The sequence below is a fragment of the Hydrogenophaga luteola genome (genome assembly GCF_042648585.1).
Classification (GTDB): Bacteria; Pseudomonadota; Gammaproteobacteria; order Burkholderiales; family Burkholderiaceae_C; genus Hydrogenophaga; species Hydrogenophaga luteola.
The window spans coordinates 844615-862673 of the sequence record NZ_JBHRXX010000005.1 but is presented as its reverse complement, the minus strand read 5'-3'; the positions used below and the strand labels follow the sequence as shown (position 1 = coordinate 862673).

Below are 18059 nucleotides of genomic sequence, written 5' to 3'. Positions count from 1 at the left end.
CGCGTTGGTGGTCAGGGGCCGAGGAGGGCGCCAAGCTCGTTGCTCAGCACCCGGGCCGCTTCATCCCATGAAACGGCGACCCCGATTGTAGAAAGGTCGACCGTCTGGAGGCCCGCATACCCACATGGGTTGATGCGCCAGAAGGGCTGCAGGTCCATGGCCACGTTCAGCGCGACACCGTGGTAGGTGCAGTGCCGGCTGACCTTGATGCCCAGCGCCGCAATCTTGCCCAGACCGGTGAAATCGGGTTCCGGGCCTGGCGACCCCTCCGTGCGTTTCTGCGGCCGCTGCGGCAGCGGGGCGTGGCCGGTTGGGTCGTCCAGTCGCACATAGATGCCGGGGGCACCCCCGACACGGTGACCGGTCACATCGAAGTGGGCCAGCGTGCGGATCACCGCCTCTTCGATGCGGTAGACGTATTCCTTGACGAAGTACCCCGTTCGTTGCAGGTCGACCAGCGGATAGGCGACGACCTGGCCGGGGCCATGGTAGGTCACCTGGCCGCCGCGATTGGTCTTGACGACCGGAATGTCGCCCGGTGCCAGCAGGTGGTCGTCCTTGCCCGCCAAGCCTTGCGTAAACACGGGCGGGTGCTCGCAGATCCACAGCTCGTCAGGTGTCTGCGCGGACCGTGAGTCCGTGAAGGCCACCATGGCGTCGAAGGTGGGCGCGTAGTCCACGTGCCCCAGCGGACGGACGATCATGGGCGGATCAGAGGACGACCTTGACCATCGGGTGGGTGGTCAGGGTGCGGTACACCTCGTCAAGCTGTTCTCGGCTGGTGACATAAACCGTGAGCGTCAGGCCCAGGTAGTTGCCGGCCTTGCTCGGACGGTGCTCGACAGTGGCTTCGTCGAAGCCGGGGTCGAAGGCTCGCGCCACCGCGACCATGGCGGAGACATAGCCCTCGACGTTGGCACCCATCACCTTGATGGGGAATCGACAGGGGTACTCGATGAGCGATTGTTCTGGCGGTATGTCGCGTGGCAGGTCCATGGGGCGTACACAGCACGGGCTCGACACGGGCTGCGTCAAAGTGAGAATTTTTCAGGTCATCCTTCGGCGCAAGCGATCAAAGACGCCGGGCCCGCAGAGGCCTGCACGAGGGACGCGCACCATTATGGGCGCGCGTGGCAAGTCCTTGGTCAGCGCAAGAGCGGTTGACGCCCGTTTGGGGTTTCTACGTATAATGAGAGGCTTTGCGAACCTTCGCACACCTGTAAACCGTTTGTAATCTGCCATGCCGACAATGCCCGGGCCCGACAAAGACGGGGCGCCATTGCCGGTCGATCAGGCTGAAGCCAAAGCGGTGCATGGATGGGAAGATGGGGAGCAGGAACCCGAATTCAAGCCACTGACGCGTGAACAGGCGCAGCAGTGGCGCGCTGGTCAGCCGGAACTATCCGTCTGGCGTCTGGTGGGGGTGCAGGTGTTGGTGGGGGTGTTGTCAGGGTTGTTGGTCTGGCTGTTTTCTCGCCAGATGTCGTTGGCCCTGTCGGTGCTCTTTGGCGCGGCTTCGGTTTTCATTCCGACGGCATTGATGGCCTACGGTCTGACCTCCGGCGCGTTGTCCCGTCTGATGTCGGGGTACGCGCGAGCTTCGTTTGCCAGCTTCCTGCTGTGGGAAGGGGTCAAGGTGTTGCTGGTGGTGGCCATGTTGTGGTCGTCGCCAGCGCTGGTCCCTGATCTCAGTTGGCTGGGTTTGCTGGCCGGGTTGGTTTTGACGCTGAAGGTGTACTGGTTTGGGCTGTGGTTCCAGGTCAGGCGCCCTCATTAATTTCCGCTGATTGGTGCAACGAACATGGCTGCTGAAGGTATCGGTCCTACCCCTGGTGAGTACATCCGCCACCACCTGACCCATCTGACGAACCACAAGCAAGGGTTCATCGTTGACTTTTCGGTCATCAACATCGACTCGGTGGTTTTCAGTTCGGTGCTGGGTGCCTTTGTCTGCTTTGTGCTGTGGCTGGCTGCCCGCAAGGCGCACGCGGGTGTGCCGGGTCGCTTCCAGGCCGCCGTGGAGATGTTGGTGGAGATGGTCGACAGCCAGGCCAAGGGCGTGATCCACAACGCCAACAGCCGCAAGCTGATCGCCCCGCTGGCGCTGACGGTGTTCTGCTGGATCTTCATGATGAACTTCATGGACATGCTGCCGGTGGACCTGCTGCCCCGTCTGTGGACCGAGTACTACGCCGCGACCGGCCACGATCCCCACCATGCCTACCTGCGCGTCGTGCCCACGGCCGACCTGTCCACCACGCTGGGTCTGTCCGTGTCGGTGCTGCTGCTCTGCCTGTTCTACAACATCAAGATCAAGGGTTTCGGCGGCTGGACGCACGAGCTGGTGACCGCCCCCTTCGGCACTTCCAAGAATCCTGTTTGGGCACTGCTGCTGGGCGTGACCAACTTCCTGATGCAAATGATCGAGTTCGTGGCGAAGACGGTTTCGCACGGCATGCGGTTGTTTGGCAACATGTTCGCGGGTGAACTGGTGTTCATGCTGATCGCGCTGCTGGGTGGTTACGCTGCCCTCTCGCTGTCGGGTGGTCTCTTCTTCGTCGGACACGTGATCGCAGGCACGGTGTGGACCTTGTTCCACATTCTGGTCATCACCTTGCAGGCGTTCATTTTCATGATGCTGGCCCTGATTTATCTGGGTCAAGCGCATGACGCTCACTAAGTTGCGCGGTTTCACCTCGCTCTCTAGTTCTTTCGGTTCCTTCCTTTCTTTTCAACTCTCAATCTTTTAAGGAGTCATCATGGAAAACGTTCTGGGTCTGGTCGCGCTGGCTTGCGGTCTCATCGTCGGTCTGGGTGCCATCGGCGCCTCTATCGGTATTGCCCTGATGGGTGGCAAGTTCCTGGAGTCCTCCGCTCGCCAGCCCGAGCTGATGAACGACCTGCAGACCAAGATGTTCATTCTGGCCGGCCTGATCGACGCCGCCTTCCTGATCGGTGTGGCCATCGCCCTGCTGTTCGCCTTCGCCAACCCCTTCCAGCTGGCCGCTTAATGGGTCTTGCTGCCGTGCGCGGCGGCAAGCGGCGGGTCGATCAACATCGACCCGTCCTTCCGGATGCCGTCGGCGCCGCAGCAATTGCGTCTCCACTCCCGTTCACACACAGAAAGGCGTTGCGATGAACATCAATGCAACCCTCTTTGCGCAAGCCATCGTCTTTGCGATCCTGGTGTGGTTCACGATGAAATTCGTGTGGCCCCCGATTGCCAAGGCGCTTGATGAGCGTGCGTTGAAGATTTCCGAAGGTTTGGCCGCTTCCGAGAAGGCCAAGTCCGAACTGGCCGTGGCCAACAAGCGTGTCGAGGCTGAGCTGAGCCAGTCCCGCAACGAGGCAGCCACCCGTCTGGCCGACGCCGAGCGTCGTGCACAGACTGTGATCGAGGAAGCCAAGGCCCGTGCGACGGAAGAGGCTGCCAAGATCGTCGCCGCCGCCCGCCAGGAAGCCGAGCAGCAGGTCGTCAAGGCCCGTGAAGCCCTGCGCGAGGAAGTCGCTGCGCTGGCCGTCAAGGGGGCCGAGCAGATTCTCAAGCGCGAAGTCAACGCTGGCGTTCACGCCGAGTTGCTGGGTCGCCTGAAGACCGAGCTCTGATCCCAGGCCCACGTTCCGATTGAACCCCGGCATACGAAGGTAGAACATGGCTGAAATTGCCACCATTGCCCGTCCCTACGCTGACGCCCTGTTCAAGGCCGCCGGCGCCGATGCTGCGGGCGTTGCCTCCTGGCTCGACGAGCTGGCTGCTGTTGCTGGTAACGAGCAGCTGCGCCAGTTCGCCGAAGCGCCTCAGTCTTCGCCAGCCCAGGTGTTCGACGTCATCACCGGCGTGCTCAAGAACGCGCTGCCGGCGATGGGCCAGAACTTCCTGCGCACCGTGATCGAGAACGGTCGCGTCGCGGCGCTGCCTGAAATCGCTGCCCAGTTCCGTGTGCTCAAGAACGCCCAGCAGGGCCGCTTTGATGCCGTGGTCTACAGCGCCTTCGACATCGAACCGTCTGCACTGGCCGAGTTGTCGGGTGTGCTGGAGAAGCGCTTCGGGCGCCAGCTCAACCTGCAAGTCCAATTGCAGCCCGAGCTCATCGGTGGCGTGCGTGTGGTGGTGGGTGACGAAGTGCTGGACACCTCCATCAAGGCCCGCCTGGAACAAATGAAAGTGGCGTTGACGGCTTGACGCCGTCTTCCCCGCCGCTCGGACGCGCCCTCATCCCAATTAACGAAAGAAGGAAAGAGTCATGCAGCTCAATCCCGCCGAAATTTCTGAACTGATCAAATCCCGCATCCAGGGTCTGGGCGCGTCCAGCGATGTGCGCAACCAGGGCACCGTGGTGTCCGTGACCGACGGTATCGTCCGCATCCACGGCCTGTCGGACGTGATGCAGGGTGAAATGCTGGAATTCCCGGCCAACAAGGACGGCGTGCCTTCCTTCGGCCTGGCCCTGAACCTCGAGCGCGACTCCGTCGGCGCCGTGATTCTGGGTGAGTACGAGCACATCTCCGAAGGCGACACCGTCAAGTGCACGGGTCGCATCCTGGAAGTGCCGGTGGGTCCCGAGCTGGTGGGCCGCGTGGTGAACGCCCTGGGTCAGCCGATCGACGGCAAGGGCCCGATCAACGCGAAGATGACGGACGTGATCGAGAAGGTCGCTCCTGGCGTGATCGCCCGCAAGTCGGTGGACCAACCAGTGCAGACTGGTCTGAAGTCGATCGACTCGATGGTGCCCGTCGGCCGTGGCCAGCGCGAGCTGATCATTGGTGACCGCCAGACCGGCAAGACCGCCGTGGCCATCGACGCCATCATCAACCAGAAGGGTCAGAACATGACCTGCGTGTACGTCGCCATCGGCCAGAAGGCGTCGTCCATCAAGAACGTGGTGCGTGCCCTGGAACAGGCTGGCGCCATGGAATACACCATCGTGGTTGCCGCCTCGGCTTCCGAGTCCGCCGCCATGCAGTACCTGTCGGCCTACTCCGGCTGCACCATGGGCGAGTACTTCCGCGACCGCGGCCAGGACGCCCTGATCGTTTACGACGACCTGTCCAAGCAGGCCGTGGCCTACCGTCAAGTGTCGCTGCTGCTGCGCCGTCCCCCGGGCCGCGAAGCCTACCCCGGCGACGTGTTCTACCTGCACAGCCGTCTGCTGGAGCGCGCCGCCCGCGTCAACGCCGACTACGTCGAAGCGTTCACCAAGGGTGAAGTGAAGGGCAAGACCGGTTCGCTGACCGCACTGCCGATCATCGAAACGCAGGCCGGCGACGTGTCCGCCTTCGTGCCGACCAACGTGATCTCCATCACCGACGGCCAGATCTTCCTGGAAACCAACCTGTTCAACGCCGGTATCCGCCCCGCCATCAACGCCGGTATCTCGGTGTCGCGCGTCGGTGGTGCTGCCCAGACCAAGCTGATCAAGTCGCTGTCCGGCGGTATCCGTACCGATCTGGCCCAGTACCGTGAACTGGCTGCCTTCGCGCAGTTCGCTTCCGACCTGGACGAAGCCACCCGCAAGCAGCTGGACCGAGGCGCCCGCGTGACCGAACTGCTCAAGCAGGCCCAGTACAGCCCGCTGTCCATCAGTCTGATGGCCGCTTCGCTGTTCGCGGTGAACAAGGGCTTCATGGACGACATCGATGTCAAGAAGGTGCTGGCCTTCGAAGGCGGTCTGCACGCATTCCTGAAGGACAAGCACGCCGCGCTGGTGGCCAAGCTCGACAACGACAAGGCCATGGACAAGGACGCTGAAGCCCAGCTGCTCGCTGCCATCGCCGACTTCAAGAAGACCGGTACCTACTGATCCGTCCATTGACGAGCTAAGGAGCAGCAATGGCAGCAGGCAAGGAAATTCGCGGCAAGATCAAATCGGTGGAGAACACCAAGAAGATCACCAAAGCCATGGAAATGGTGGCCGCTTCCAAGATGCGCAAGGCGCAGGACCGCATGCGTGCGGCCCGGCCTTACGCCGAAAAGGTGCGTCAGATCGCTGGCAACCTGAGCAAGGCCAACCCCGAGTACACGCACCCCTTCATGGAGACCAACGACGCCAAGACCGCAGGTTTTGTCGTTGTGACCACCGACAAGGGTCTGTGCGGCGGTATGAACACCAACGTGCTTCGTGCACTGACCAACCAGCTCAAGGACCTTCAGGCCAAAGGCCAGGGTGCCGAGGCGGTGGCCATCGGCAACAAGGGCTTGGGTTTCCTCAACCGCATCGGTGCGAAAGTGGTTTCCAGCGCCGTCGGTCTGGGCGATACCCCTCACCTGGACAAGCTGATCGGCCCGGTGAAGGTGCTGCTGGATGCGTACACAGAAGGGCGCATCAACTCGGTTCACGTCTGCTACACCCGCTTCATCAACACGATGAAGCAGGAAGCCGTGATCGAACAGCTGCTGCCGCTGTCGGCTGCCGACTTGCAGGAAGGCAGCAAGGGTCGTGACTGGGACTACGTCTACGAACCCGATGCGGCCACGGTCATTGACGAGCTGCTGTTGCGCTACATCGAAGCCCAGGTCTACCAGGCCGTGGCGGAAAACATGGCGTCCGAGCAGTCGGCTCGCATGGTGGCCATGAAGGCCGCCACCGACAACGCTGGCAACGTCATCAGCGAACTCAAGCTGGTCTACAACAAGACCCGCCAGGCCGGCATCACGAAAGAGCTGTCGGAAATCGTGGCCGGCGCTGCGGCGGTCTGACCCCGGCGCTCAACTGAAATCTAGAGAAACTCAAAGGTACACATCATGTCTCAAGCACAAGGCAAGATTGTTCAGTGCATCGGCGCCGTCGTGGACGTGGAATTCCCCCGCGACCAGATGCCGCGCGTTTACGACGCACTGAAGATGGAAGGTTCCGCACTGACGCTGGAAGTCCAGCAGCAGCTCGGTGACGGCGTGGTCCGCACGATTGCGCTGGGTTCGTCCGACGGTCTGCGCCGTGGCATGGTGGTCACCAACACCAACGCCAACATCACGGTGCCGGTGGGCAAGGCCACTCTGGGCCGCATCATGGACGTGCTGGGCCAGCCCATCGACGAGCGTGGTCCGGTCGACCAGAGTCTGACCGCTCCCATCCACCGCAAGGCCCCGGCTTACGACGAACTGTCGCCCTCGCAAGAGCTGCTGGAAACGGGCATCAAGGTGATCGACCTGGTGTGCCCGTTCGCCAAGGGCGGCAAGGTGGGTCTGTTCGGTGGTGCCGGCGTGGGCAAGACCGTGAACATGATGGAACTCATCAACAACATCGCCAAGGCGCACTCGGGTCTGTCCGTGTTCGCTGGCGTGGGTGAGCGTACCCGCGAGGGCAACGACTTCTATCACGAGATGGCCGACTCCGGCGTCGTGAACCTGGAGAACCTGGGCGAGTCGAAAGTGGCCATGGTCTACGGCCAGATGAACGAGCCCCCGGGCAACCGTCTGCGCGTGGCCCTGACCGGCCTGACCATCGCCGAGTCGTTCCGTGACGAAGGCCGTGACGTGCTGTTCTTCGTGGACAACATCTACCGCTACACCCTGGCCGGTACCGAAGTGTCCGCCCTGCTGGGCCGTATGCCTTCCGCCGTGGGTTACCAGCCGACGCTGGCCGAGGAAATGGGTCGCCTGCAAGAGCGGATCACCTCGACCAAGGTGGGCTCCATCACCTCGATCCAGGCCGTGTACGTGCCGGCCGACGACCTGACCGATCCGTCGCCCGCCACCACCTTCGCCCACCTGGACTCCACCGTGGTGCTGTCCCGTGACATCGCTGCGCTGGGTATCTACCCCGCTGTGGATCCGCTGGACTCGACCAGCCGCCAGCTCGACCCGCTGGTCGTGGGCCAGGACCACTACGAGACCGCACGCGCCGTGCAAGGCACGCTGCAGCGCTACAAGGAACTGCGCGACATCATCGCCATTCTGGGCATGGACGAACTGGCTCCCGAGGACAAGCTGGCTGTGGCCCGCGCCCGGAAGATCCAGCGTTTCCTGTCGCAGCCGTTCCACGTGGCCGAGGTGTTCACCGGCTCGCCCGGCAAGTACGTGCCGCTGTCGGAAACCATCCGCGGCTTCAAGATGATCACCGCTGGCGAATGCGACCACCTGCCCGAGCAGGCGTTCTACATGGTCGGCACCATCGACGAGGCCTTCGAGAAGGCGAAGAAGGTCGCCTGATGGCGCAGGGCGCCGCCCGCCGGCGCCCGCCCACCGAGCACCCTTTTCCCTTTTCACAGGAGTCAATATGAGCACCATCCACGTCGATGTGGTCAGCGCCGAAGAGTCCATCTTCTCTGGCGAGGCCAAGTTCGTGGCCCTGCCGGGTGAGGCGGGTGAGCTGGGTATCCTGCCCGGCCACATTCCGCTGATCACGCGCATCAAGCCCGGTGCCGTGCGCATCGAAAAAGCCGATGGCGGCGAAGAGTTCGTGTTCGTGGCCGGTGGCATTCTGGAAGTGCAGCCCAACTGCGTGACCGTGCTGTCGGACACCGCCATCCGCGGCCACGACCTGGACGAGGCCAAGGCGAGCGAGGCCCGCAAGGCCGCCGAAGAGGCGGTCAAGAACGCCAAGAGCGACATCGATCTGGCCAAGGCCACCTCGGAGCTGGCGGTCATGGCCGCTCAGATCGCGGCGCTGCGCAAGTACCGTCAGAAAAAGTGATCTGCACCCGCGGACGCCTCATGAAAAAAGCCGGCTGATGCCGGTTTTTTTTCGCCGCCCTGTGATCTGTCGGGGGCGCTGGTGAAATCATCTCCACACTGACTTCCGTACACCCATGCCCATGCCCTCGATTTCCGAACGACCGGACCTGCCGCCCGAAGAGGTGGCCGCCCGCCTGCTGGTTACGCCGTCGGCGCTGGACGATCTGAAGTTGGCCGATGCCAAACGGGTGGTGGGTTACATGCACCCGCAGCTGATTTCCGCGGGGACTGTCTTCATACACGAGGGGGAGCTGCGCGGCAACGACTACATGATGCTGATCCTGGAAGGTGATATTTCGGTTGAGAACGAAATGCCCGGCGCCGAGGACAGCATGGTGGTCAACGTGATCGGTCCGGGACATCTGATCGGTGAGATGGGCGTGCTGGACGGTTCGCCGCGGTCGGCCACCTGCACCGCCATCACCGATGTGGCGGCCGCTGTGCTGTCCCGGGCGGCGTTGCGGCGTCTGCTCAAGGCCGACCCGGCGGTCGGGGCGCGCCTCTTGCTGGCGATATCCAAGCGCATGGCCGACCGCCTGCGCGAAACCACGCGCAAGCTGCGCACCTTCGCGCAGATGAACAAGGCCCTGCAGCAGGAGCTGCAGGTGGTGATGAACAACCGCACCGGCCGGGGCGGCCGCAGCGCAGGGGACAGCTGAGTCTCAGGCCCGCACCACCAGGTCGGGCAGTTCGTTGGGGTTGGGCTCGCCAGCTTGGGCAGGGAAGTGCTCCACCAGCAGTGCCGAGACCTCCTCCAGGGCCTGGGTCAGGCCGTCTTCGAAGGCACCCTGGTGCAGTCGACCGGCCAGCCGGTCCACAAGGGCCTGCCAGTGCGCTTGGTCGACCCGTGCGCTCAGCCCACGGTCGGCGACGACCTCGATCGACCGTTCGGCCAGCAGCAGGTAGATCAGTACACCGTTGTTGTCCTGCGTGTCCCAGACGCCCAGTCGGCCGAACCAGCTCACAGCCCGCTCCCGGGCCAGCATGAGGACGGTGGTCCCGCTCCCCAGGCGCCAGAGGTAGGACAGCGGCAGGGCCGCCTCGACGCACAGGCGGATCTCGCCGCTGTGGCGCACCTCGCTGGCACTGATGCGGCGGGACAGCCGAAGCACCATGTCGTCAGGAATCAGCCGGCGCGAATCGCGGCTGTCGAGCCAGCGGTGCCGGAGGATGCGAAGCAGCTTCTTCATGGCCGTCACCAGCTGCCAGAGGCGCCGCCGCCCCCGAAGTTGCCCCCACCGCCCGAGCTGAAGCCACCGCCGCCGCTCCATCCACCACCATGGCCGCCCCCGCCAAAACCACCGCCGCCCCAGTCGCCGCCCCGGCGCCCGCGGCCGGACGATGGCATTGAGGGCAGCATCTGGAAGAACAGCGCGGCGAGCATGGCGAGCAGGCCGGCGCCCACCGCGACCCAGACCACCGCGGTGAGCACCCAGGCGATGGTGCCCGCGCTTGCGCCCGTGAGCAGGGTGCCCAGCTTGTTGCCGAACAGGCTGCGCAGCACCGCCGAGAACATGGGCACCGCAAAGACCAGGAAGATGAGCAGGTCCATGGGCGCGAAGCCCGCGTCTTCTGGCCCGCCGCCGGCCTCGGGCAGGGGGAGGTTCTCGCCAGTCACGCGGGTGATGATCTGGTCGATGCCGGCTTCGATGCCACCCGCGAAGTCGTTGCGGCGGAAGGCCGGCGTGACCGCCTGGTCGATGATGCGGCGGGCGACCAGGTCGGGAATCGCGCCCTCCAGGGTCTTGCTGGTGGCGATGCGCACCCGGCGGTCGTTCTTGGCCACGACGAACAGCACGCCGTCGCCCACGTCCTGTCGCCCGATCTTCCAGGCATCGCCCAGCCGCTGGGTGTAGTCGGCGATGTCCTCGGGCTGCGTGGTGGGCACCAGTACCACCACGATCTGGGTGCCGCGTTGCGTTTCGAAAGTGGCGAGCCGGGATTCGAGCGCGGCCTGCTGGGCTGCGTCCAGGGTTTCGGTCTGGTCGATCACGCGGCTGCTGAGCTCGGGCAGGGGCAGCACGGCCTGTCCCCAGACCACCGCCGCCCACAGCAGCCAGAGCGCGCCCAAGCCGAGCGCGCGGACCAGGCGCAGTGTCATGGCTTGCTGAAGTCGACCCTGGGCGGCGTGCTGATGGCGGCCTCGTTCTCGACCTTGAAGCCTTCCTTGGTCTTGTAGCCGAAGACCATGGCGGTGACGTTGGTCGGGAAGCTGCGGGTCAGCACGTTGTAGGACTGCACCGCCTCGATGTAGCGGTTGCGAGCCACGGTGATGCGGTTTTCCGTGCCTTCGAGCTGCACGCGCAGGTCGGAGAAGCCCTGGTTGGCCTTGAGGTTGGGGTACTGTTCGACCACCACCATCAGGCGGCTGAGCGCGCTGCCCAGTTCGCCCTGCGCGGCCTGGAACTTCGCCATGGCCTCGGGGTCGCCGAGCATCTCGGGCGTGGCCTGGATCGACGTGGCCTTGGCGCGCGCCTCGACCACCTTGGTCAGCGTTTCCTGTTCGAAGTTGGCCTCGCCCTTGACGGTGGCGACAATGTTGGGGATGAGGTCGGCGCGGCGCTGGTACTGGTTGAGCACCTCGGCCCAGGCCGACTTGCTCTGTTCGTCCAGGCTCTGGAACTCGTTGTAGCCGCAGCCGGTCAGCGCAAGGGCAGCGGCGAGCACGAGGGAGGCGAGGGACAGATGGCGCTTCATGGTCACTCCTGCGAGGCAAAGACCTATCATAGTGCCCCGCTTTTGCGCCGCCGACCACGCTCCTGCACCCTCCCCATGCCCCGCCCCAAGTTTTCCCCCGGCACTGCGGACGACATCGAAGCCGCCTTCTACGACGCTTTGCACCAGGGCGACCTGGAGCGCCTGATGGCCTGCTGGGCCGATGAAGAGGACATCGTCTGCGTGCACCCGGGCGGACAGCGCCTGGTCGGCCACGCCGCCGTCCGGGCGGCGTTCGAGGCGTTGCTGACCAACGGCGGCGTGCGCGTGCAGCCCGAGCGGGCGCGCCGCATCGACGCCGGTGGCTGCAGCGTGCACAGCGTGATCGAACGCATCGAGGTGATGAGCGACGACGGACCGGCCCACGCCTGGGTGCTGGCCACCAATGTGTACGCCAAGACCGTGCACGGGTGGCGCATGGTGGCCCACCATGCCAGCCCGGGCAGCCGCAACGAGCCGGCGGACGCCCTGAGCGCGCCCCCGGTGCTGCACTGAGCATGGCGGCACCGGCTTTCGACTACACGGCGCCCTGGTGGCTGCCAGGCGGCAACGCCCAGACCCTGTGGGCGGCGCTGTTTGCGCGGCGCCACGCGGGGGGCGTGCCTCAATGGCGGCGGGAGCGCTGGCCGACCCCCGATGGCGACTTCGTCGACGTCGACACCACCACCCATGCGGTGGCGCCGGATGCGCCGCTGCTGGTGCTGTTCCACGGACTGGAGGGCTCCTCCGCCAGCCAGTACGCGGTGGCCTTTGCCGACTTTGCTGCGCGCGAGGGCCTGGTGTTGGCGGTGCCGCACTTCCGGGGCTGTTCGGGCGAGCTGAACCTGGCGCCGCGCGCCTACCACTCGGGCGACTTCCAGGAAATCGACTGGATGCTCCGCCGCTTCGTCGCCGGACACCCGGGCCGCCCGCTGCTGGCGGCCGGTGTGTCGCTGGGTGGCAATGCGCTGCTGCGCTGGGCCGGCGAGATGGGCACCGAGGCCTCGCACACGGTGCGGGCGGTGGCGGCGGTCTGTTCGCCGCTCGATCTGGCCGCGGGCGGCCACGCCATCGGACGCGGCTTCAACCGGCTGGTCTACACCCGCATGTTCCTCTCCACCATGGTGCCCAAGGCGCTGAAGAAGCTGGAGCAGCACCCGGGCCTGTTCGACCGAGATGCGCTGCTGGCTGCTAGCGACCTCTACCAGTTCGACAACCTCTTCACCGCACCGCTGCACGGCTTTCGCGACACCGACGACTACTGGACCCGCGCATCGGCCAAACCGGTGCTCAGCGACATCCGCGTGCCGGCGCTGGCGCTCAATGCGCTCAACGATCCCTTCGTGCCCGCCGACTCCCTGCCCACACCGCGTCAGGCCGGCCCCCGGGTCACGCTCTGGCAGCCCGCCCAGGGCGGGCATGTCGGCTTCCCGGTATCCCTGCCGCCGCTGGGCCTGCCCGGCCATGTGATGGCCATGCCGGCAGCGGTCGGGCACTGGCTGTTGGCCCACCGCTGAGGACACCCCATGGACGACATCGTCAAGGCCGCGCTGGCCAAATGGCCCAACGTGCCGGACTGCCATGGCTGGCTGGGCCTGGACGCGCGCGGCGACTGGTACATGCGCGACGACCGTTGCCAGCGCGCCGGCCCGTTCGCCGCCGAACCGGGCGAGGGCGTGGCTCCGGCCAAGGGCTCGCGCCTGCTGCACGACAAGCTGATTGCTTTCATCGGCCGCAACTACCTGGCCGACGAACAGGGCCGCTGGTTCTTCCAGAACGGACCGCAGCGTGTCTATGTCGAGCTCGAAGCCACGCCCTGGATCTGGCGCCTGCAGCCCGACGGCTCGGTGCAGTCCCACACCGGTGCGCCCGCCGGCGCCGTGAAGCATTGCCTGCTGGACGAAGCCGGGCGCCTGTACCTCGTGACCGCCCTCGGCCTGGGCCTGGTGCACACCAGCGACATGGCGCAGGCGGCCGACCTGGTGGAGCAAGGGACCTGGCAGCCCGAGCCGGTGGCAGTGGACAGCCTGCCGAAGCGCTGGGCGTTCGTGAAAAGCCCGCAGCGCGTCCTGGGGCCTGGTCCCTGGGCCTGAGCGCTGAGCGTGCAACAAAAAAGCCGGTCATGTGACCGGCTTTCTTTTGGGGGGCGCTGCGCCTTACTTGACGGCAGCCAGCATGTACTCGACGGCGGCCTTGATGTCGGCGTCGGAGGCGGTGGAACCGCCCTTGGGCGGCATGGCGTTTTTGCCCTTGATGGCGCTGGCGGTCAGACCGTCCAAGCCGAGGACCACGCGGGCGGACCAGGCGGCCTTGTCGCCGAACTTGGGTGCACCGGCCACACCGGCTGCGTGGCAGACGGCGCAGGCCTGCTTGTACAGAGCTTCGCCAGCACCGGCCACGGGCACGGCGGCAGCAGCAGCGGGTGCGGCGGCCACCGGGGCGGCGGCAGCAGGCGCCGCGGCGGCAGGGGCGGCCGCGGGAGCGGCTTCAGCAGTCGGAGCGGCAGCGGCGGCACCTGCAGCGGCCGGGGCCTGCGGCTCGGCGAACTTGCCGCCGGCGGCGTTGGCCATGTGCACCACGGCGCGGCCGATCTCGACATCGCTGAACGCGCCACCGCCCTGGCCACCCATGGCGCCCTTGCCCTTGAGGGCGGAGGTCAGCAGGGCTTCATAGCCGGTGGCGATGCGGGGGCCCCAGGCGGCGGCGTCGCCGAACTTGGGTGCACCGGCGGCGCCGGTGGCGTGGCAGGCCGAGCACTGGGCGGTGTAGACCGCTTCGCCGGCGGCCAGCGGGCGGTTGGCGTCGCGCAGCTCGACCGAGCCGACCTTCTGGATGCGCATGGCGGTGGCCAGCTCGGGGTCGACGGCGCCAGCGGCCGGCTTGTTGTCCGAGGTGACGTAGTACACCAGGCCAATGATGACGAAAACAGGGACCACGAAGGAAAAGAACGACGTCCAGAGCAGCTGGGCGGGGGTTTTGATCGGGCCGGTGTGGGAGTCGTGCGCGTGGTCGCTCATGGGGTCCTCGGGTGGCGAGTCGGTCTGGTGGGGGTGGGGGCCCTGCACAGGGCAAATAGCCGCGAATTATAGCCAGCCGACCCTGACGAGCCGCTGCCTGGCCGGCCCGTCAGGGCTGCACCAGCCACAGCTGCTGGTAGGGCTGCAGGGTGATTCCGGTGCGCAGGTCGAAGCCGCCACCGCCCACCATGTCGACCACACCGCCAGGCAGCGCCGCCAGCACGCGCTGGTCCACCGCCTGCGGGTGCTCGGTGAAGTTGGCCAGCACCAGCACCGAGGCCGCGCCTTCGCCACGCTGGAAACCCAGCACCGCCGGGTTCTGCGTCCAGAACGGGGTGAGCGCGCCGCCCGCGAGCGCGGGCAGGTGGCGGCGCAGGCCAATCAGGTGGGTGAGGCCGGTGAACATGCGGCCGGCGGGCGTCGACGGATCGTGGCGCTGGGCGTAGCGCGCGGCGTCGCGCGGTGGGCGGTGCAGCCAGCGGCTGTCGCCGGCCTTGTGAGTGTCCTTCTGCCAGCCGTGGTCGTTGAGCGTCGCGACCTCGTCGCCGAGGTAGATCAGCGGAATCCCGCCGCTGGCCAGCACCACGCCGTAGAGCAACAGCAGGCGCGCGATGCCGTGCACATCGCCCTGTTCCACGCCGCAGAGAGAAGCAGCGGTGCCGCTGATGCGGCAGTCGCCGGTGACCGGGTGGTCCTGGAAAGGCTCGCCGCGCGCGAAGCTGCCTTCGAAGCGGTTGACGTAGAAGCGGTTGAGGAACTGGCGGTGGGCGAAGCCGTCGATGCCGAAGTGCGCCGCGTCCTCGTCGGCGAAGGTCCAGCCGATGTCGTCGTGGCTGCGCACGTAGTTGACCCAGGCGGTGTGCGGTGGCAGCGCGTGGCGGTGCTCCAGCGCATGCTGCAGCAGGTTCACCTCGCGCGTGGCCAGCGAGTTCCACAGCAGGGCCATCTGCAGCGGGTTGTAGGAGACCTGGCACTCCTCGGTGGAGATGTACGCCGCCACGTCGTCCGGGTGCACGATGGCTTCGCTCTTGAACAGCAGCGAGGGGGCGGCGATGCGGGCCAGCGCGTTGTAGGCGCGCAGCAGGTGGTGGGCCTCGGGCAGGTTCTCGCAGGGCGTGCCTTTGCGCTTCCAGACGAAGGCGACCGCGTCCATGCGAAGGAAGTCCACGCCCAGGTTGGCGATGAACAGCATCTCGCGCGCCATGGCGGTGAACACGGTGGGGTTGCTGTAGTTCAGGTCCCACTGGTAGGTGTGGAAGGTGGTCCAGACCCAGCGGCCGTCGGGCAGCTGGGTGAAGGCGCCGGGGTGCTCGTCGGGAAAGATCTCGCGCACCGTCTGCTCGTACACGTCGGGCTCGCTGCGGTCGGGGAAGATCCAGTAGTAGGCGCTGTGTTCGGCGTCGCCCGCCGCCGCCTTCTGCGCCCACTCGTGCTCGTCGGAGGTGTGGTTGAACACGAAGTCCAGCACCGGGGAGATGCCTGCCTGCCGCAGGGCGGTGAACAGCTTGCGCAAATCGTCGATGCTGCCCAGCGCCGGATCGGTGGCGCGGTAGCTGCTGACCGCGTAGCCACCGTCGTTGTGCGGTTGCGGGCACAGGTAGGGCGGCATGAGGTGCAGGTAGGTCAGGCCGAGTTCCTTCAGGTAGGGGATCTGGTCCTTCACACCCTCCAAACCGCCGGCCCAGAGGTCGGCGTAGCAGACACCACCGAGCATCTGGTTCGACGTGAACCAGTCGGGTGTCTGCTCGCGCACGGCGTCCAGGTGCTGCAGGTCGGCGGGCCGCTCGCGCCAGCCGTCGTAGGCCACGTGCAGCAGGTCCTCGACCACCCGCTCGAAGTCTGGCCGCTCGCCGTACAGGTGCGACAGCTCGCGCACCAGCCGCGGACCGTGCACCGACAGCCGTTTCGCGAAGGCGGCCCAGTTGGGCTGGGCGCGCAGGGACTGGGCGAGGCGGTGTTCGATGCGGTCGAGCATGGTGGCGGATGGGCGGCGGTTCAGGTCATGACGGTGGGCTGCGCCATGCCGGTGTGGTGTTCGATGCGGGCCAGCGTGCGGGCCAGCGCGACCAGGGGCGCCAGGGCGTCCTGCGCGGGCACGTCGTGTTGCGATGCATCGGGTTCGTGGCGCTCCAGGTAGACGCGCAGCGTGGCGCCTTCGGTGCCGGTGCCGGAGAGTCGGAACACCACACGCGAGGAGTCTTCGAGCACCACGCGCACGCCCTGTTTCTGGCTGACCGAGCCGTCCACCGGGTCGGTGTAGGCGAAGTCGTCGGCCCAGGCGATCTGTTGTCCCTCGACGGTGCTGCCACCCAGCGACGGCAGCTGGGCACGCAACTCGGCCATGAGCGCATTGGCCTTCTCGGTGGGAATGCCGTCGTAGTCGTGGCGCGAGTAGACGCAGCGGCCGTGTTCGGCCCACAGGCCGCGCACCAACTGCTCGACCGACTGGCCGGTGACGGCGACGAGGTTGAGCCAGAACAGCACGGCCCACAGGCCGTCCTTCTCGCGCACGTGGTTGGAACCGGTGCCGTAGCTCTCTTCACCGCAGAGCGTGATCTTGCCTGCGTCGAGCAGGTTGCCGAAGAACTTCCAGCCGGTCGGCGTTTCGTAGCAGGCGATGCCCAGCGCCTTGGCCACGCGGTCGGCGGCGGTGGAGGTGGGCATGGAGCGCGCCACGCCGGCAAGGCCGCTGGCGTAGCCTGGCACCTTGGTGGCGTGCGCGGTGAGCACGGCCAGGCTGTCGGACGGCGAGACGATGAAGCTGCGACCGAGGATCATGTTGCGGTCGGCGTCGCCGTCGGAGGCGGCGCCCATGTCGGGCGCGTCGGGCGCCATCAGGTGGGCGATCAGGTCGTCGGCGTAGGCCGGGTTGGGGTCGGGGTGCAGGCCGCCGAAGTCTTCCTTCGGTTCGGCGTGGACCACGGTGCCCGCCGGTGCGCCCAGTTCACCCTCGATGATCGCTTTCGCGTACGGACCGCCCACCGCCCACATGGCGTCGTAGCGCAGGCGGAAGCCGCTGGCGAAGAGGCGGCGGATGGCATCGAAGTCGAACAGCTCGCGCTGCACCGCGGCGTAGTCGGCCACAGGGTCGATCACCTCGATCGCCATGCCCTCCATCACGTGCGTGCCCAGGGTGTCGAGCGGGATGTCGGGCGCGTCGCTCAGGCGGTACTGGCCGAGCGTCTGCGTGCGCTCGTAGATCGCCTGGGTCAGCTTCTCGGGCGCCGGGCCGCCATTGGTGGCGTTGTATTTGATGCCGAAGTCGCCGTCGGGGCCGCCGGGGTTGTGGCTGGCCGAGAGGATGATGCCGCCGCTGGCGCCGCGGCGGCGGATCACGGCGCTGGTGGCCGGCGTGGACAAGATGCCGCCCTGGCCGACGAGCACCTTGCCGTAGCCGCGCGCGGCCGCCATCTTCAGGATGGCCTGCACCGCCGTGCGGTTGTGAAAGCGACCGTCGCCGCCGAGCACCAGCGTCTGCCCTGCGGCCGGCGCGTCGCCGTGCAGCACGTCGAACAGGGCCTGGACGAAGTTCTCCAGGTAGTGCGGCTGCTGGAAGACGGTGACCTTCTTGCGCAGGCCGGAGGTGCCGGGCAGCTGGCCGGCGAACGGGGTGGTGGCGACAGTCTGGATGCTCATGGGGGCTCCTGAGGGAATGGCAACAGGGTTCCGGCCGG

The 18059-nt window shown here is 66.3% G+C and carries 21 protein-coding genes; 13 read left to right on the top strand and 8 right to left on the bottom strand.

Annotation, left to right across the window (positions count from 1 at the left end; genetic code table 11):
• Positions 1-11 precede the first annotated feature (11 nt).
• Positions 12-704 (bottom strand): lipoyl(octanoyl) transferase LipB, encoded by a 693-nt coding sequence (lipB, locus tag ACFOPI_RS14200; protein ID WP_382174847.1) that lies wholly within the window; start codon positions 702-704, stop codon positions 12-14.
• 7 nt (positions 705-711) lie between these two features.
• Complete coding sequence (locus ACFOPI_RS14195; protein WP_382174844.1) at positions 712-996, bottom strand: YbeD family protein; 285 nt, start codon at positions 994-996, stop codon at positions 712-714.
• Positions 997-1240: 244 nt separating this feature from the next.
• Between ACFOPI_RS14195 and ACFOPI_RS14190 the strand changes: the two genes are divergently transcribed.
• The 10 genes from ACFOPI_RS14190 (at position 1241) to ACFOPI_RS14145 (ending at position 9333) form a co-directional block, all read left to right on the top strand.
• On the top strand, positions 1241-1777 hold the full coding sequence (locus ACFOPI_RS14190; protein WP_382174842.1) for an ATP synthase subunit I: 537 nt from the start codon (positions 1241-1243) through the stop codon (positions 1775-1777).
• 24 nt (positions 1778-1801) lie between these two features.
• Entirely contained in the window at positions 1802-2680 is an 879-nt protein-coding gene (atpB, locus tag ACFOPI_RS14185) for a F0F1 ATP synthase subunit A (protein WP_382174839.1), read from the top strand.
• A 79-nt stretch (positions 2681-2759) separates the two neighbouring features.
• Positions 2760-3011: a F0F1 ATP synthase subunit C gene (gene atpE / locus ACFOPI_RS14180; RefSeq protein WP_066157632.1), complete on the top strand. Its 252-nt coding sequence runs from the start codon at positions 2760-2762 to the stop codon at positions 3009-3011.
• Positions 3012-3135: 124 nt separating this feature from the next.
• On the top strand, positions 3136-3606 hold the full coding sequence (locus tag ACFOPI_RS14175) for a F0F1 ATP synthase subunit B (protein WP_066157630.1): 471 nt from the start codon (positions 3136-3138) through the stop codon (positions 3604-3606).
• Between the two features lie 46 nt (positions 3607-3652).
• Positions 3653-4183: a F0F1 ATP synthase subunit delta gene (locus ACFOPI_RS14170; RefSeq protein ID WP_382174835.1), complete on the top strand. Its 531-nt coding sequence runs from the start codon at positions 3653-3655 to the stop codon at positions 4181-4183.
• A gap of 61 nt (positions 4184-4244) precedes the next feature.
• Positions 4245-5801, top strand: coding sequence for a F0F1 ATP synthase subunit alpha (gene atpA / locus ACFOPI_RS14165; protein ID WP_382174833.1), 1557 nt, complete (start codon positions 4245-4247; stop codon positions 5799-5801).
• Positions 5802-5830: 29 nt separating this feature from the next.
• Positions 5831-6697, top strand: coding sequence for a F0F1 ATP synthase subunit gamma (gene atpG, locus ACFOPI_RS14160; protein WP_382174830.1), 867 nt, complete (start codon positions 5831-5833; stop codon positions 6695-6697).
• Positions 6698-6742: 45 nt separating this feature from the next.
• Positions 6743-8149, top strand: coding sequence for a F0F1 ATP synthase subunit beta (atpD, locus tag ACFOPI_RS14155; protein WP_382174827.1), 1407 nt, complete (start codon positions 6743-6745; stop codon positions 8147-8149).
• Positions 8150-8216: 67 nt separating this feature from the next.
• A complete protein-coding gene (locus tag ACFOPI_RS14150) occupies positions 8217-8633 on the top strand; it encodes a F0F1 ATP synthase subunit epsilon (protein ID WP_066157615.1) in 417 nt (138 codons plus the stop codon).
• 121 nt (positions 8634-8754) lie between these two features.
• Entirely contained in the window at positions 8755-9333 is a 579-nt protein-coding gene (locus ACFOPI_RS14145) for a Crp/Fnr family transcriptional regulator (protein WP_382174823.1), read from the top strand.
• A gap of 3 nt (positions 9334-9336) precedes the next feature.
• Here ACFOPI_RS14145 and ACFOPI_RS14140 read toward each other — a convergent pair whose 3' ends face one another.
• From ACFOPI_RS14140 to ACFOPI_RS14130, 3 genes are read right to left on the bottom strand one after another with little or no spacing between them, the layout of a single operon-like run.
• Complete coding sequence (locus ACFOPI_RS14140; protein WP_382174821.1) at positions 9337-9864, bottom strand: TPM domain-containing protein; 528 nt, start codon at positions 9862-9864, stop codon at positions 9337-9339.
• A 5-nt stretch (positions 9865-9869) separates the two neighbouring features.
• The gene (locus ACFOPI_RS14135) at positions 9870-10775 is read right to left on the bottom strand and encodes a TPM domain-containing protein (RefSeq protein ID WP_382174819.1); all 906 of its coding nucleotides are present in this window, start codon (positions 10773-10775) and stop codon (positions 9870-9872) included.
• On the bottom strand, positions 10772-11371 hold the full coding sequence (locus ACFOPI_RS14130; protein WP_382174817.1) for a LemA family protein: 600 nt from the start codon (positions 11369-11371) through the stop codon (positions 10772-10774). Before ACFOPI_RS14130 ends, ACFOPI_RS14135 begins: the two co-directional genes overlap by 4 nt.
• Before the next feature lie 75 nt (positions 11372-11446).
• Between ACFOPI_RS14130 and ACFOPI_RS14125 the strand changes: the two genes are divergently transcribed.
• The 3 genes from ACFOPI_RS14125 to ACFOPI_RS14115 are packed head-to-tail and all read left to right on the top strand — an operon-like array spanning position 11447 to position 13461.
• A complete protein-coding gene (locus tag ACFOPI_RS14125; RefSeq protein WP_382174814.1) occupies positions 11447-11884 on the top strand; it encodes a YybH family protein in 438 nt (145 codons plus the stop codon).
• 2 nt (positions 11885-11886) lie between these two features.
• Complete coding sequence (locus ACFOPI_RS14120; protein ID WP_382174812.1) at positions 11887-12885, top strand: YheT family hydrolase; 999 nt, start codon at positions 11887-11889, stop codon at positions 12883-12885.
• A 9-nt stretch (positions 12886-12894) separates the two neighbouring features.
• Complete coding sequence (locus ACFOPI_RS14115; protein ID WP_382174809.1) at positions 12895-13461, top strand: DUF2946 family protein; 567 nt, start codon at positions 12895-12897, stop codon at positions 13459-13461.
• Between the two features lie 63 nt (positions 13462-13524).
• Here ACFOPI_RS14115 and ACFOPI_RS14110 read toward each other — a convergent pair whose 3' ends face one another.
• The 3 genes from ACFOPI_RS14110 to ACFOPI_RS14100 form a co-directional block, all read right to left on the bottom strand.
• Positions 13525-14385: a c-type cytochrome gene (locus tag ACFOPI_RS14110; protein ID WP_382174807.1), complete on the bottom strand. Its 861-nt coding sequence runs from the start codon at positions 14383-14385 to the stop codon at positions 13525-13527.
• Positions 14386-14494: 109 nt separating this feature from the next.
• On the bottom strand, positions 14495-16360 hold the full coding sequence (locus tag ACFOPI_RS14105; RefSeq protein ID WP_382174805.1) for an alpha-amylase family protein: 1866 nt from the start codon (positions 16358-16360) through the stop codon (positions 14495-14497).
• Positions 16361-16380: 20 nt separating this feature from the next.
• Entirely contained in the window at positions 16381-18021 is a 1641-nt protein-coding gene (locus ACFOPI_RS14100; protein WP_382174802.1) for an alpha-D-glucose phosphate-specific phosphoglucomutase, read from the bottom strand.
• Between the last annotated feature and the right edge of the window lie 38 nt (positions 18022-18059).

Coding starts and splice junctions, on each gene's coding strand:
- atpA (WP_382174833.1), top strand. CDS start 4,245: ATGCAGCTCAATCCCGCCGAAATTTCTGAACTGATCAAATCCCGCATC.
- ACFOPI_RS14170 (WP_382174835.1), top strand. CDS start 3,653: ATGGCTGAAATTGCCACCATTGCCCGTCCCTACGCTGACGCCCTGTTC.
- ACFOPI_RS14115 (WP_382174809.1), top strand. CDS start 12,895: ATGGACGACATCGTCAAGGCCGCGCTGGCCAAATGGCCCAACGTGCCG.
- ACFOPI_RS14105 (WP_382174805.1), bottom strand. CDS start 16,360: ATGCTCGACCGCATCGAACACCGCCTCGCCCAGTCCCTGCGCGCCCAG.
- atpD (WP_382174827.1), top strand. CDS start 6,743: ATGTCTCAAGCACAAGGCAAGATTGTTCAGTGCATCGGCGCCGTCGTG.
- atpB (WP_382174839.1), top strand. CDS start 1,802: ATGGCTGCTGAAGGTATCGGTCCTACCCCTGGTGAGTACATCCGCCAC.
- ACFOPI_RS14110 (WP_382174807.1), bottom strand. CDS start 14,385: ATGAGCGACCACGCGCACGACTCCCACACCGGCCCGATCAAAACCCCC.
- ACFOPI_RS14100 (WP_382174802.1), bottom strand. CDS start 18,021: ATGAGCATCCAGACTGTCGCCACCACCCCGTTCGCCGGCCAGCTGCCC.
- ACFOPI_RS14150 (WP_066157615.1), top strand. CDS start 8,217: ATGAGCACCATCCACGTCGATGTGGTCAGCGCCGAAGAGTCCATCTTC.
- ACFOPI_RS14145 (WP_382174823.1), top strand. CDS start 8,755: ATGCCCTCGATTTCCGAACGACCGGACCTGCCGCCCGAAGAGGTGGCC.
- ACFOPI_RS14175 (WP_066157630.1), top strand. CDS start 3,136: ATGAACATCAATGCAACCCTCTTTGCGCAAGCCATCGTCTTTGCGATC.
- ACFOPI_RS14195 (WP_382174844.1), bottom strand. CDS start 996: ATGGACCTGCCACGCGACATACCGCCAGAACAATCGCTCATCGAGTAC.
- ACFOPI_RS14190 (WP_382174842.1), top strand. CDS start 1,241: ATGCCGACAATGCCCGGGCCCGACAAAGACGGGGCGCCATTGCCGGTC.
- ACFOPI_RS14140 (WP_382174821.1), bottom strand. CDS start 9,864: ATGAAGAAGCTGCTTCGCATCCTCCGGCACCGCTGGCTCGACAGCCGC.
- ACFOPI_RS14130 (WP_382174817.1), bottom strand. CDS start 11,371: ATGAAGCGCCATCTGTCCCTCGCCTCCCTCGTGCTCGCCGCTGCCCTT.
- lipB (WP_382174847.1), bottom strand. CDS start 704: ATGATCGTCCGTCCGCTGGGGCACGTGGACTACGCGCCCACCTTCGAC.
- ACFOPI_RS14125 (WP_382174814.1), top strand. CDS start 11,447: ATGCCCCGCCCCAAGTTTTCCCCCGGCACTGCGGACGACATCGAAGCC.
- ACFOPI_RS14135 (WP_382174819.1), bottom strand. CDS start 10,775: ATGACACTGCGCCTGGTCCGCGCGCTCGGCTTGGGCGCGCTCTGGCTG.
- ACFOPI_RS14120 (WP_382174812.1), top strand. CDS start 11,887: ATGGCGGCACCGGCTTTCGACTACACGGCGCCCTGGTGGCTGCCAGGC.
- atpG (WP_382174830.1), top strand. CDS start 5,831: ATGGCAGCAGGCAAGGAAATTCGCGGCAAGATCAAATCGGTGGAGAAC.
- atpE (WP_066157632.1), top strand. CDS start 2,760: ATGGAAAACGTTCTGGGTCTGGTCGCGCTGGCTTGCGGTCTCATCGTC.